At 53.8% G+C, this 12683-nt stretch carries 14 protein-coding genes; 3 read left to right on the top strand and 11 right to left on the bottom strand.

What is annotated here, in order from left to right; genetic code table 11:
- Positions 1–2: 2 nt before the first annotated feature.
- The 5 genes from rsfS to ACQY36_RS04430 form a co-directional block, all read right to left on the bottom strand.
- A complete protein-coding gene (rsfS, locus tag ACQY36_RS04450) occupies positions 3–590 on the bottom strand; it encodes a ribosome silencing factor (protein ID WP_428056452.1) in 588 nt (195 codons plus the stop codon).
- A gap of 65 nt (positions 591–655) precedes the next feature.
- The gene (locus ACQY36_RS04445) at positions 656–1537 is read right to left on the bottom strand and encodes a LytR C-terminal domain-containing protein (protein ID WP_428078001.1); all 882 of its coding nucleotides are present in this window, start codon (positions 1535–1537) and stop codon (positions 656–658) included.
- A complete protein-coding gene (locus tag ACQY36_RS04440; RefSeq protein WP_428056454.1) occupies positions 1507–2637 on the bottom strand; it encodes a nicotinate-nucleotide adenylyltransferase in 1131 nt (376 codons plus the stop codon). The genes ACQY36_RS04445 and ACQY36_RS04440 overlap by 31 nt, the downstream gene beginning before the upstream one ends.
- Before the next feature lie 10 nt (positions 2638–2647).
- Positions 2648–3925, bottom strand: coding sequence for a protoporphyrinogen/coproporphyrinogen oxidase (locus ACQY36_RS04435; RefSeq protein WP_428077999.1), 1278 nt, complete (start codon positions 3923–3925; stop codon positions 2648–2650).
- Position 3926: 1 nt separating this feature from the next.
- Complete coding sequence (locus ACQY36_RS04430; RefSeq protein ID WP_428077997.1) at positions 3927–4949, bottom strand: MraY family glycosyltransferase; 1023 nt, start codon at positions 4947–4949, stop codon at positions 3927–3929.
- A 33-nt stretch (positions 4950–4982) separates the two neighbouring features.
- Here ACQY36_RS04430 and ACQY36_RS04425 point away from each other — a divergent pair, with 33 nt between their 5' ends.
- The 3 genes from ACQY36_RS04425 (at position 4983) to ACQY36_RS04415 (ending at position 7684) form a co-directional block, all read left to right on the top strand.
- Positions 4983–5612 carry a hypothetical protein gene (locus tag ACQY36_RS04425; RefSeq protein WP_428056457.1) on the top strand — a complete coding sequence of 210 codons (630 nt, stop codon included), beginning with the start codon at positions 4983–4985 and terminating at the stop codon, positions 5610–5612.
- 146 nt (positions 5613–5758) lie between these two features.
- Complete coding sequence (locus ACQY36_RS04420) at positions 5759–6202, top strand: type IV pilin protein (RefSeq protein WP_428077995.1); 444 nt, start codon at positions 5759–5761, stop codon at positions 6200–6202.
- A 42-nt stretch (positions 6203–6244) separates the two neighbouring features.
- Complete coding sequence (locus ACQY36_RS04415) at positions 6245–7684, top strand: hypothetical protein (protein ID WP_428077993.1); 1440 nt, start codon at positions 6245–6247, stop codon at positions 7682–7684.
- A gap of 10 nt (positions 7685–7694) precedes the next feature.
- Here ACQY36_RS04415 and ACQY36_RS04410 read toward each other — a convergent pair whose 3' ends face one another.
- The 6 genes from ACQY36_RS04410 to ACQY36_RS04385 form a co-directional block, all read right to left on the bottom strand.
- Positions 7695–9119 (bottom strand): lipopolysaccharide biosynthesis protein, encoded by a 1425-nt coding sequence (locus ACQY36_RS04410; protein ID WP_428077991.1) that lies wholly within the window; start codon positions 9117–9119, stop codon positions 7695–7697.
- A 47-nt stretch (positions 9120–9166) separates the two neighbouring features.
- Positions 9167–9988 carry a purine-nucleoside phosphorylase gene (locus ACQY36_RS04405; RefSeq protein ID WP_428056461.1) on the bottom strand — a complete coding sequence of 274 codons (822 nt, stop codon included), beginning with the start codon at positions 9986–9988 and terminating at the stop codon, positions 9167–9169.
- Positions 9989–10010: 22 nt separating this feature from the next.
- Positions 10011–10370, bottom strand: coding sequence for a YraN family protein (locus ACQY36_RS04400; protein WP_428077989.1), 360 nt, complete (start codon positions 10368–10370; stop codon positions 10011–10013).
- A complete protein-coding gene (locus ACQY36_RS04395; protein WP_428056463.1) occupies positions 10367–11008 on the bottom strand; it encodes a ribonuclease HII in 642 nt (213 codons plus the stop codon). Before ACQY36_RS04395 ends, ACQY36_RS04400 begins: the two co-directional genes overlap by 4 nt.
- A 45-nt stretch (positions 11009–11053) precedes the next feature.
- Positions 11054–12307, bottom strand: coding sequence for a hypothetical protein (locus ACQY36_RS04390; protein WP_428077987.1), 1254 nt, complete (start codon positions 12305–12307; stop codon positions 11054–11056).
- A 188-nt stretch (positions 12308–12495) separates the two neighbouring features.
- The coding region (locus tag ACQY36_RS04385) for a hypothetical protein (RefSeq protein ID WP_428077985.1) at positions 12496–12683 on the bottom strand (188 nt) is incomplete at its 5' end.

Here is a 12683-nt window from a genome sequence, read left to right as displayed (position 1 = left end):
GGTTATTTTTTCTTAGCGGTTTTCTTCGCCGCGGCGGATTTTTTGGCGGCTGTTTTTTTAGGCGCCGCTTTTTTGGCGCCGGCTTTGGCTTTTGGAGCCGCTTTTTTTACCGCAGTTTTCTTGACGGCCTTTTTAACGGCGGTCTTTTTGGCCGCAGTTTTTTTGGGAGCCGTTTTCTTGGCGGCGGTTTTGGCCTTGGCAGCTGGCTTTTTGGCCGCGGGTTTCTTTTTTACCGCTTTTTTGACGGGTTCTTTGTAGCTGATTTCTTTGCCGAAGCTGAAAATTTTGTCCAGCGCGTAAAAATCGCGCGCTTCCTGGGTCATAACGTGGGCGAGGAAACCGCCGTAGTCGCTCACGCGCCAGAGGTTGCTGTCGCCCCCGTCGCGGTTTAATTTATAGTAGCCTTGTTCTTTGAGCTTTTTGCTGATTTCTTCTTCCACGGCGTCCAGATGCGGCTTGGAGGTGGCGGTGGCGATTAAAATATAGTCGCACAGGGAGGAAAGGCCGCCCAGGTCAAGCACTTTGATGTTTTCGGCTTTCTTTTCATCCGCAAGTCTTGCGGCCAGGCATACGAGTTCTTTGGTATTCATAAACCACCTCTGTATAAAACGGTATAAACGGCAATAAAATTAGTCTAGCATTTTTTGGGCGCAGTCTAAAGCGGCATCTGGAAATCTTTGCCCAGGATGATGCGCGTATCGCAAATGGCGTTGGCGTTGGTTTCCGATTTGATTTCGCTGTTTACCCCGATGGCGCGGCTTAATTGTTTTACCTGCACCAGCCGGCCGCTGTAATCCACAATGGCCGATTCTTCCTGCAGGGAGGGGTAGTTGTCGTACTGCAGTACGTCCACGCGCAGCAGGCCTTTTTCGTTCTGTTCGCGCAGGTACTGCGTCAGCGCGAGCGCCAGGCCCCGTTTGCCCGAAGCGTTTAAAATTTCCACCACGATGGGCCGGTCTTTCACCGCCAGGGGCGCCATGTCTTCCACCTGCGCCGCGGGCTGCGCGGCCGGCGTTTTGGTTTTGCGTCCGCGTTTGGCGGGCGGGAGCTTGACGGCAAAGTCGGCCGCTTCAATTTGGGAAAGTTCCAGCGACAAAAGTAAAAATTCGGCCGGGGTAAGGTTGGTGCGGCGGTCGTGCCAGGCGGCCAGGTAAGTCCACGCCGCGCGGGCGGCCAAAAGCGGATTATAACGCCAGGAAGCCAGCGCGTGTTTGAACTCTTCCCAGAATTCTTCCCGGTTGGTTTGCTCGGGGATGAAAAAGCGCGCGCTGTGGTCCGGCAGGCATTTTTCGCGGGTTTTGGGGTTGCATTTATCGGAACCGACGGAAACGATGGCTTTTTGGGTGGACGGATTATACGAAAACAGCATGGCCGGCGACGTCAGCACCGCCACGCGCACGCTGCGGTTTTCTTTGCGGGCCAGCGTCTGCGCCGTCTGGGACGAAAACTGCGCCGCGGCCGCCAGCAAAATGACGGCTATCATCAGCCACAGCAGGCAGCGTTCTATTATTTTTCTTGTTTTATAAGATGGTTCCATAAATCAATCCCCAGCGGGCAAAGCCATTTTTGCGAGTCAATGGTAAACAAGAGCTTGCGGTTGGCGGCGTAGAGGAGCGCCTTGTCCAGGTCCTGCAAGGCCAGGTTGCGGATGACGAAAGCATCCTTGTATTTACGGTCCTTGGAGGAAATATCGGCCACGAACAGGATTTTGGACAGCGTGCTCATTTGCAGGCTTCCCAGCGTATGTTCGGCGATGGCTTTTAGTACGTCTTTGTCGCGCACGTCAAACAGGTGCTGCGCAATCCAGGCCGAAGCGTAGCTGTGCAGCAGGCTGGGTTCCAGGCGGCAGATATCTTCAAAAAACGGCACCTTGATTTTATGTTCTTTGCAAAAGCGGATGAGTTCCGGGCCGGAAAAGCCTTTGCCCGCGTCGTGCAGAATGCCGGCTTTGACGGCGGATTCCACGTTTACATCGTAAATATCGCTAAGAGCGGCCGCCATTTCCGCCACGTTTTTGGAGTGCAGGTAGCGGTTGGTTTTTAAATGGGCTTTCAGCCAGTCGTGCACCGCGAGGCCGTAGAGCTTGTTCTGCCGGATGGTGGGCGCGATTTGGGGCGGCACGGTGTCGGGCACGTCCCCGCACGCCAGGATATGCGCGCGCACGCGGCTGGAAGAAAGCTTGGGGAAGAACCCGGGCAGGAACAGGTGTTTAAACGCGGCGGGATTTTCGTTATAGCCTTTGCGTTTGCCGGCCACCACGACGGCATTGTTAAAAATATAATGGGGGTTCTTCCAGTTGTGCAAATCGTTTAAACAGTCCGTACCCACCAGGAGGTAAATTTCCGGGTTATCGTAACGTTTTTTTAAATACTGCACGAGCTCGTAGGTATAGGTTTTTCCGCCGCGCTTGAGTTCGTAATCGTCAAACACGATTTTTTTGCCGCAGGAGGCAAAGGCCTGCTTGAGCATTTTCATACGCAGGCGGAACGGCGTGGGGGATTTGGCTTTAAAAGGGGAATGATAGGCCGGCACAATATGCGCCACATCCGGCGCGATGACTTTCATCGCGCGGCGGAACAGGGAAACGTGGCCTTTGTGGACGGGATCAAAACTGCCGCCGAAAACGAGTACTTTCATAACACCTCAATTATACAAGTTTTTCTGCCGTTTCCAAGCCCTGCAGGAGGGATGACTCCATAAAAGAGTATTCCCAGCGGCCGTAACGTCCCGCGCAGAGGCATCCGCGCCCGGCCAACGCCCCGAGGGCTTGGCGCACGGCGCGTGAGCGGTGCTTGTCGTAAACGGCGTAGGCATAGGGCAAGGTCTGCCAGAAGGAAAACAGAACTTCGTCGTACTTACTTATTATACCTTTTTGGACGAGCGCCTTCCAAATGCGCTTTTCCGCCGCTTTGGTGTGGGGCGTGTCCCCCGGCAGTTCTATATAAAAGGACGAAGTGTTTTTGGGCGCGTTATGGGGTGAAAACGAACTTTGCAGGCCCACGCGGTAGAACGGGTCCTGTTCGTCCGGGCAGTAAATCCAGCTAAAAGGTTTGTCCGGGCCGCCCTTGACGGCCAAATTATACACCGCCACGGACGTGTGGACGAGTTTATCCGCCAGTTTTTTAAGGGCCGCTTCGCCCTCCAGCAGGCGCAGAAATTCGGGCAGCGGCAGGGTGTTGACCAATCGGTCAAACGACACGGTTTCGCCGCCCACAACGGCGGTTTTCTTTTTTAAATTTACGCGGGTAACCGGCGCGCTTAAGCGCAGGTTTTTAACGCGCTCAGCCAGCGCGCTTACGAGCGCGCCGCAGCCGCCCGTTTTAGGATAGTAAAAATAGGCGTTGTACCCATAGGCTTTTTTAGCGGGTTTGCGCGCGCTTTTTATAATTTCCTGCGGGGCGGGCAGAGGGACGAACGGGCCGCACCAGTCGCACGTGAGTTCTTTGGGCGCGCGGCCCCAGAGCTTGGTGTTGTACGGGCGCATAAACTGTTCGTAAACGCCCGGGCCGAAAGCGTTCAAACACCATTCTTCAAAATTTTTAGGTTCTTTTTTAGGCCGCGCGGCGGCTTGCAGCAGGCCGTCCACACAGGCTTGCCGCCGTGCCGGCGGCAGGGCGAACAAATTGGCTTGGAACGGAAAAGGCACCCGGGCCGCGCCCGTGTAAATCCACGCTTCTCTTTTGATGCGCGCCAAATTGGTTTTGAGCAGTTTTTTAACGAGTTTTTTGCCGTAAGGCGTATGCAGGTGCAGGAGGTGGCCGCTGTAATCAAACGTAAAACCGCTGACGGTTCGGCTGGCGCACAGGCCGCCGGGCGCGGCTTCGCGCTCCGTTACGAGGTAATCCGTCCGCCCGAGCTGTTCCAGGTGATAGGCGGTGCTAAGCCCCGTCAGGCCGCCGCCCAGAATAAGGGTTTTTACGTGCATATCAGTCCGCTTTTAAATGCAGCAGCCACAGGGTAACAAGCCCCAGCGCTGCCGCCGAGAAAATAAACAGCGCCAGCGCAATCTGTACGCAGCAGTGCGTCAGCGTAAACGCCAGTACGTTAAAGAAAAGACCCGCCGCGGCAAACGCGCCCAGGATGAAGGCGGGCTTCCATTTCAGGCGTTTTAAGCGCAGGGCGATGTGGTCGTTGCTTCCTTTTAACGGGTTTTTGCCCTTTAACACGCGGGCCAGGCTGACAAAGGCGGTGTCAAACAGCGGCACCGCCAAAATAAACAGCGGGGCCAGAAAGCCCCAGTCGGAGCGTTCGCTGTAACCCGTGCCGATGGACAGCGCGGCAATCATAAAACCCAAAAAGGTGGCGCCGCTGTCGCCCAGGAAAATTTTGCGTTTGGCGTGGTTGTACGGCCAGAACGCCAGGCACGCGCCCAACAGCGCCAGCGCGGCAAAGTTGACGTAAACGTATTCGGACGGCAGGGCAATCACCGCCAGCCCCAGTGTGCATACCACGGCCTGGCTGACGCATAAGCCGTCCATAATATCCAGCAGGTTAAATGCGTTGGTCAGCCCCACCACCCACAGAAACGTAAGCGGATAGGCTACCCACGGCGAGGTAAACGCGTGGATGGATACGCCGTAGTGGATAAGGGCCGCCGTAGCCAGCGCCTGCACCAGCAGTTTAACGGGAACGGACACGCCTTTGGGTTTGTTTAAATCATCCGCCAGGCCCAACAGAAAAATCAGCGTTCCGCCGATAAATATCCCGCGCAGGTTGTGCAGGGTGCCGGACGGGAAAGCGGTGGTAAAACGGATAAGCGTAAGGGCCGTGAGCGTACCCAAAAATATCCCCGTTCCGCCCAGCACGGGTACGGCGGCGGCGTGTTTTTTTAGTCCGCCGGGTGCGTCCATAAACGCTTGGGCCGCAAAGCGGCGCAAAAACGGCAGAAGAACCGCCGTGAGGATTCCCGCCGTGAGCGCGCCGAGGAGATAAAGGACAAATGGTTTCATAATATTTATAATATCATAATAAGGAGAAAGGATATGCTCAAAAGAATTTTAACATTTTCGCTGGCCGTACTGCTGGCGGCCTGCGCGGGCGGACGCGTGCGGGAAATCCCGCCGGACGTGCGCGACTATAAAAGGGTGGATTTCTTTACGCAGGGGCGCACCCAGGCCGCGTTTAAAGTGATGGGCCAAATGCACGAAGATTATATGGACGGCGTTCTGCGGATTAAAAAAATAGGGGATGCGGATTACGACGTTGTGTTAATGACGGGTGCGGCTTACCGCGTGTTGCACGCCGTCGTCAGCCCGGAAGGCGTGGCCTACCGCTATTTGTTTAAAGACGCCGACACCCCCGCCGTGCGCGCCCGGATCACCCAGCTGCTTAATTTATTGGTGTCCGAACCCGGCGTCTACCAGAGCCGGCGCATAAAAGACGATAAAGTGATTATCACCTACCAGGGCGCAGAAGCCAAAGCGCGGTTTTTATACCGCCGGGGGGAGGCGTATCCGTATGCGGCGCAGTCGGTAACGCTGCTCAATACGGCGGATCTTTCGTATGACGAATACGCGCCGTTTGACGCGGACGGCACGGAAGACGTGCCGCACGTGCTGGTGTACCGCGACGGCAGCGTAACGCTGGATATGACGCTTATCAGTTTGCGGTAATCTTTTTTGAGGAGTACGGCGCAAGGTTTTAAAAAGGCCTTGCGCCGTTTTTTTTTTTTGATACAATTGGATGCGGCATTGATTCGGGGCTCAAAAATTATTAAACTAAAAATAAGCTTTTGAATCTGCTTGCTAAGGAGTTTTTTATGAAAAAAGGTTTTACACTGATTGAATTGCTGGTAGTAGTTTTAATTATTGGTATTTTATCCGCGGTGGCTCTGCCGCAGTATTCTCGCGCAGTAGAGAAATCCCGCGCAGCAGAAGCACTGACGATTGCCGACGCCGTACATAAGGGTGTAACCCTTTATTATTTGGCGGCCAATTCTTTTCCTTCTTCTTTGGATGAGTTGGACATCCAGGTAAGTCCTTCTAAAACATTTGATATTGTGCTGGGACAGGATGGCTACTCCGCGTGGGGTTTTCGCGTCCGTCGGTTAGGGAAAGGTTTTTCTTCTTTTGCTAATGAGTATTATGAACTGACATATGAATACGACAGTTCGGGCAAGGTGGTAGAACGCACCTGCACGGGGCATCCTTGTAAATATGTGGTTACTTCTACCGGTACTTGGCACGGGATGACAACCTTTTAAATGCGGTTTTTTCGGAATTTTGTAAACGCAGGAATACTCGGATTGCTGATTTGCGGAGTATTCCTGCGTTTTGTATTTTTATTTGTTGCGTTTGAGTATGATGAGCTTTTTACCGCAGTTACGTCCAACCCATCCCTATCCCTGCCGTGGATTGTTAAAAACTGGCTGCTGATTGATGTGCATCCTCCGTTGTATAATATCCTGCTTTATCTTTATAACTGTCTTTATTATATCCGTGCGGAATGGTGGCTGCGCGTGCCGAGCGTCTGTTTTTCGCTTTTGTCCGTTTGGGCAGCTTGGCGGATGTGTCCGCTGTATTTGGGCCGCACTGTGCGGCTGATATTTGCCGGGTTATGGGTGTGCTCCTTCCAGCTAATGCTGTTTGCACCGCAGGCACGTTCTTACAGCCTGCTGGGGCTGTTGTCGCTGGTGCATATGTTTATTTCTCTGGATATTTGGCGGCGGGTTTGGAGAGGCCAAAAGATACCTCTTCAAAGATGGCTTTGCTGGGCTGTATCGGGCGGATTGTTGGGATATACTCATTATTTCGGTGTGGCCGTTTTTTGCGCAGGAAGCGTTATGCTGGCGGCGGGGCTGTGTGTCTGCCGAAAGGCTTTATTCCCGTTTCTGTATTGTTTCGGAGGTGCGTTTGGGGGTATGTGCCTTTGGATGATACCCAATCTACTGTCTAATCTGGCTCAAAAGCGCTTTGCAGGCAACTGGTGGGCGGCTGAATATACGTTTACCGAAGGGATTTTTCAAACTGCCCAGTTCATTTTTGGCGGTTATTGGATTTATTTGCTGATATGCATATTCTGCTTTGGAGTGCTGGTGTGGGAGGCAAAACAGATTTTCAGCGGGAAGGGAGTCCCTTTTCTGCGTGAAAAAATCTTTTTATTCGGGGTTGTTTCAATAGTCGTATTAACTGTATTTTTGCTGTCTATTAAATTGTATTTGCTGGTTCCCCGGTTTTTTATTGTATTGTTTCCCTACATTTATTTGTTTGTCGCTGTATCGGCGGGGCAGTGGCGGCGGAGCGCTTGGCTGAGGGCTGCGTTGTTTGGGCTGTGCGCCTGGAATATATTCACTTTTAGCGGGTATGCCCAGTACCGCTATCTGCATATGCCGGATAATGCCAAAGAGTTTTCCATACATTTTTTGCGGGAATATTCGGGAAAAAAGCTTTTTATATTTGTGTTGGAGGGATTGCCTGTGCCGGCTATGCAGGCGATGTTCAGCCACTATATTTATGAGTATTATGGCCGAAAAGATGTGTCTGTAACAGTATTAAATCCGCTGCCTGGGCCGCAGACCGAACGGATCCTGCGGCAAAATCTGGATGCTGTGATTTGGTTGCCTAATTGCAGTTACGAAAAGATTAAGCGTTTACGGCAACTGACAGGGTTAGCTTTTTCGCGCGTGAAAGATGTTGGTTCTCATTGCGAGTTGGGGTTTCTTCCCGAGGAGGCGGAGAGGAAATAAAAAAGATTCCTTACCGCACCTGTTTTAAAATCAGCCACATCCACAGCGGATAAAGCGTAAGCAGAAGGATTTTTACGCCCAGCGCGGCTCGCGGCCCGCAGGAAGAGCTTAGCGCGCAGGCAATCGCCGTCGCCGTGCAGGCGCACAGCATTAAAAGCAGTTTTTTGTATTCATACGCAATAGGATATACTTTTTGCGTAAACGTAAACAGCGCGCCCGCCATCGCGGCGTAACTCAGCGCCACGGCCCAGCCCGCACCCACAATGCCGATATGCGGCACCAGCGAAAGGTTCGCGGTAATGCTCACCGCCGCGCCCAAAAGGGTAATCCACATCAGCACGCGCGTTTTTTTGGTAATTACCGGGCCGACCATAAAGTTAATATACAGCCCGTAGCAGAAGTAGCCCGTAAGCACCAGCGGAATGATTGGCAGGCCGCCCCAGTAGGCGGGGCTTATCAGGTGGAAATCGCCGAACAGGCTGCTTTGGATAATCGGGGGCATAAGAAGCGACAGGCCGAGCAAAAACCAGCTGCCCAGCGCAAAGAAGAAAGAGAGCACCCGCGCGAACGTTTCCTTGGCGTCCGCATCCTTGGCGTGCGCCAGGAAAAAGGGCCGCCATGCCTGGTCAAACATAGACACGAGCAACATCATAAATACGCCGATTTTAAAGTTGGCCTGGTATACGCCCACCTGTTCCAGCCCCACCAAATGCACGAGAATAGGCTTGTCAATCACGCTGATGAGCAGGCTCGCGAGGCCGGCGGGCACAAACGGCCACGCAAAGCGCAGCATATCCGAGTACAAGGCGCGGTTAAACGAACAGAACCGCCCCCGCAGTTCGCGCCAGATGACGGGGGATAACAGCACCAGCGACGCCAGCGAGCCGAAAATGTTGGCCCATAAAATAGACGCAATCCCTTTATGTAAAAACGCGATAAAAACAATGTTGCCGATGACGTTTACCACAATAGACGCCGTGCGTACGCCCGCAAAATACCAGGGCCGTCTTTCCAGGCGAAGCTTGGTAAAGGGAATCATATTCAGCACGTCTAAAAACAGCACCCACACCGCTAAATGCACAATATGCGCATGCTCCGCGCCGATGCCGATAAGCACCGCAAACGGTTCGGCAAACAGCCACAGCAAAACGGACAGCAGTACGCCGTTTAGCAACAGCCCGTAAAAACAATGCTGGAACACTTCGGTCCGGTCTTCCCGGTCGCTGGCAAAGCGCAGGTAACTTTGGTCCATGCCGAACAAAAACAGCACGTTTAGCAGCGCCACCACGGCAAACGTCGTAGCGATGACGCCGTATTCCCCGGGCAGGAGGTAATACGTATAAAAAGGGACGAGACAGAAATTAAGCAGGCGGGCCAGCACCGTGGAGGTGCCGTAAATCAGCGTTTCTTTGCCCAGCCGTTTGAGGTTTGCCATAACAAAAAAATCCCGCGCGGCGTTTAAACCGCGCGGGCGGGTTTTCCTTATAATTTAACGAACAGAATTTCCAGGAGTTTTTTGAATTTGCCTTCAATCTTTTTGGTTTCGCTGAGCGTTTCCGCATGCGAAAGCGGCGTTTTGGTAATGCCGCAGCCCATATTGCTCACCCACGCAAGCCCCAGTACCGAGAGCCCGCACTGGCGCGCAACGAGCACTTCCGGCACGACGGACATCCCCACCACCGTGGCACCCCATTTTTTAAACATCTGGATTTCGGCGGGCGTTTCAAAGTTCGGGCCCGTGGCGGCCAGGTATACGCCTTCGCCGGCGTTTACGCCCACTTTTTTGGCGGCGGCCAGCGCGGTTTTGCGCATGGTTTTGTCGTACGCTTCGGACAGGTCAAAAAACATCGGGCCGAAGGCCGGGTCGTGATTGCCGATGAGCGGGTTGTTGCACATAAAATTGATGTGGTCTTTGAGCACGCACAGCGAACCGGGTTTTAATTTTAAGTCCATAGAACCCACGGCCGCGGAAACGAGCAGTTTTTCAACGCCCAGGAGTTTTAACGTGCGGATGGAAACGGCCAGATCTTTCATCGGGTGGCCTTCGTAATAGTGAAAGCGGCCCTGCATAATAACCACTCTGCGGCCTTTGTATACGCCGAAAATCAGGTTGCCGCTGTGGCCGGGAACGGTGCTTTTTAAAAATCCGGGAATGGACGAATAGGGCACTTTTACTTCTTTTTCCAGGGGCGGAACCGAGCCGGCGAGCCCGGAGCCCGTGATAAGAGCGATTTCGGGTTTGAAGTTTTTCGTCTTTTTGTTAATAAAGGCGGCGGCTTTTTTCACTTGCGCTAGTTGGGTCATAACTATCCTCCGGTGTAGGTTGTTACAGCGTCGTCCGTTCCGGCGAAAACGCGTTTTCCACGTGTTCCGTTCTGTCCGGCAGGACGCATACCACGTCAAATCTTATACTATCAAATTTTAAGCCTTTTGCTTTTATGTACAGCGCCGCCGTTTGCGCAATACGCTTTTGTTTGGCGGGCGTTACGGCCGAAAGCGGGCCGCCGAACGCTTCGTACGAGCGTGTTTTTACTTCGGCGAACACCAGCGTTTTGTCGCAGGAAAGAATCAGGTCTATTTCGCCGCCGGGCGCGGAAAAATTCCGCTCCAGCACGCGGTATCCTTTGGCTTGTAAAAAACGGGCGGCGCGGTCTTCGCCGGCTTGTCCCCGGGTGCGCGTATTCATGGCAGAATGGACGGGTGAAGCAGTTTGCGCACCGGCGCGAACGAACGGCGGTGCTCCCGGCAGGGGCCCAGTGCGCGCAGAGCTTCCATATGCTTGGCGGTGCCGTAGCCTTTATGGCCGGAGAAAGAGTAGCCCGGATAGAGTTTGTCCAATACGCCCATATACCGGTCCCGCGTTACTTTGGCGATGATGCTGGCCGCGGCGATGGCGAGGGATTTAGCGTCCCCGTCCACCACGGGCACCTGGCGCAGTTTGAGCCCGGCGGCGGGGTAAGGCCCGTCAATCAGGGCCACCGCATGCGGCAGATTGACAAACTTTTGCGCCGCGCGGCGCATGGCTAAAAAGGTGGCTTGCAGAATGTTTAATTTGTCTATTTCGGCGGCGGAGGCAAACCCCACTCCGTACGCTATGCCGCCCTGGCGGAGCCGTTCAAAAATTTCTTCGCGTTTTTTTTCGGTAAGCTTTTTGCTGTCGTTCACGTCGGTAAAGTGCGAGACGAGCGCCGGCGGAATAAAACAGGCGCACGCCACCACCGGGCCCGCCAGGGGGCCGCGGCCGGCTTCGTCTATGCCGACGATAAAATTGGCTTCTAAACGCAGGGCCTGTTGCTTGTCAAAATCTTGTAAGGGGTTGGACATAAATTTATTATATCAATAATCCGCCGTCGGCGTATGCCGGCCCGTTTAAAAAATGGGACGCTCTATAATCGTTACGTGCGCGTCGCCCCGGAAATGGCGGACGGGATTAAGCACGAACTGTTCGTACAAGTAATCCGCCGGGGCAATGTCCTCCGGCAGCCGTGCGGGCGCGGCCAGCGGGATGGAAAGATTGAAATGCACCGTTTCCTGCGCGGTCAGCCCGAGGTTGCTGGTAACGGAAGCGGTGCGCATTTCGTTTAAGTGGATATGCAGCCTTTCCGGAAAAGAGTACTCGTGCGGCGTGATGCGCAGCCACAGGGATTTGTCTTTATTATAAACGGCCAGCGTGCGGGCTTTGGGGTCAAAAATCATGGTAATATGCGCGCGCCGGTTTTTGCCGTTGACCAGGTAGCGGTACAAGTTGGGCAGGTATTCAAGCGAACCGTCAAATTGATAAACGGGCCAGGAATTTTTGCCCACCGGAAACATACTGTAGGCGTTTACGTGCCGGATAGAGGCGTTGGGCTGCCCCGGGTTCATTTTGCGCTCAAACGAAAACGCCAAATCCCGCGCGTTAAAGCCCGAAGGGGTCAGCTGGCTGAGGTCTCTTACGTAGCGCATACGCATGCCGGCTTTGGGGATGTTCGGCGCGAATACGGCGCGGAAATTGTCCCGGTTTTCGGACAAAAAGCGCATCCGTTTGATTAGGCGCATTTCCAAATCGCGGCTGCACTGCCGTTCCGTTTTGGCGAACAGTTCGCGCAGGTGGGGCGTTAGCACCATAAAATGGCGCTTGTAATAGGCGGTGGCGAAAACTTCAAAAAAACGTGTGCCGCGAAAACGGTCTTCCAGCCTCCACAACGCTTTCAGCGCGTTGAGCGGGCTGGAGTGCTGGCTGAGCAGCTGTTCCACTTTTTGGGCCGGCTGGAACGGCAGCCGCCCGGTGTATTTGGGAGTATGTTTGCCTTTGTTTACGCGCACGCGTACGGCGTCTTTTATGTTCTGTTCATTAAAGAATGCCGCCCGTGCTTTTTTGGAAGTGGGGGAAGGTGCGGTGGGCGGAAGGGTGTGCCGGTGCGTCATTTGCACGGCAACGGAGCCCGCCGCGGCGCGGAACGCCGCATTGGTGCTGACGGCCTGGGTGGCGGCGTCGGTTATTTTTTGAAATTCCTGCGCTTCCTGAATGCGAAGGGCGCGGATGGCTTTACGGGAAAGTTTTTGGGCCTCAGCCGCCGGGAGCGCGGCCAGGAAAAGGGAGAGCAGCAACGACGTAAGTTTCACACGGAAGTAGGTTTTCATATGTACAGGATAACAAGAAAACATTTACAGGAAAAGGGCCAAAAGACCTATCGGCGGCTAGGCCCTGCCCCGGGGTTTCTTTGTTCCTTTGTACGGTTGCTTGGCAACATTGTTTAAACAGTGTGGCTCAATCAGTCGGATGAAACCATTAGAGAAAGGAAGAGTCGTTTTGCCGTTTTAAGCAGGTCTTAGCCGTGGTGTTGCTGTTGTGGTTCCGGCCTTAGCCCGTCTATAAAATCCGTTTTACGCGGGAGAAGCGTTTTATTTGTTTGAGCGAAGCGAGTTGTAAAACGCGCCGCGTAAAACTGGATTTTATGGGCACCGGCCGGCAGTCTTTTTCTCCCTTTTTCTGCTGCCAGAAAAAGGAAGTAAAATC

It is taken from the genome of Candidatus Avelusimicrobium alvi (assembly GCF_958451995.1).
GTDB classification, from domain to species: Bacteria; Elusimicrobiota; Elusimicrobia; order Elusimicrobiales; family Elusimicrobiaceae; genus Avelusimicrobium; species Avelusimicrobium alvi.
Note: the sequence above shows the minus strand (reverse complement) of the source record. Positions and strands in the feature narration are given on the sequence as shown.

Bases quoted from the DNA above. Each gene is read 5' to 3' on its own strand.
- rsfS (WP_428056452.1), bottom strand. From the start codon at position 590: ATGAATACCAAAGAACTCGTATGCCTGGCCGCAAGACTTGCGGATGAA.
- ACQY36_RS04445 (WP_428078001.1), bottom strand. From the start codon at position 1,537: ATGGAACCATCTTATAAAACAAGAAAAATAATAGAACGCTGCCTGCTG.
- ACQY36_RS04440 (WP_428056454.1), bottom strand. From the start codon at position 2,637: ATGAAAGTACTCGTTTTCGGCGGCAGTTTTGATCCCGTCCACAAAGGC.
- ACQY36_RS04435 (WP_428077999.1), bottom strand. From the start codon at position 3,925: ATGCACGTAAAAACCCTTATTCTGGGCGGCGGCCTGACGGGGCTTAGC.
- ACQY36_RS04430 (WP_428077997.1), bottom strand. From the start codon at position 4,949: ATGAAACCATTTGTCCTTTATCTCCTCGGCGCGCTCACGGCGGGAATC.
- ACQY36_RS04425 (WP_428056457.1), top strand. From the start codon at position 4,983: ATGCTCAAAAGAATTTTAACATTTTCGCTGGCCGTACTGCTGGCGGCC.
- ACQY36_RS04420 (WP_428077995.1), top strand. From the start codon at position 5,759: ATGAAAAAAGGTTTTACACTGATTGAATTGCTGGTAGTAGTTTTAATT.
- ACQY36_RS04410 (WP_428077991.1), bottom strand. From the start codon at position 9,119: ATGGCAAACCTCAAACGGCTGGGCAAAGAAACGCTGATTTACGGCACC.
- ACQY36_RS04405 (WP_428056461.1), bottom strand. From the start codon at position 9,988: ATGACCCAACTAGCGCAAGTGAAAAAAGCCGCCGCCTTTATTAACAAA.
- ACQY36_RS04400 (WP_428077989.1), bottom strand. From the start codon at position 10,370: ATGAATACGCGCACCCGGGGACAAGCCGGCGAAGACCGCGCCGCCCGT.
- ACQY36_RS04395 (WP_428056463.1), bottom strand. From the start codon at position 11,008: ATGTCCAACCCCTTACAAGATTTTGACAAGCAACAGGCCCTGCGTTTA.
- ACQY36_RS04390 (WP_428077987.1), bottom strand. From the start codon at position 12,307: ATGAAAACCTACTTCCGTGTGAAACTTACGTCGTTGCTGCTCTCCCTT.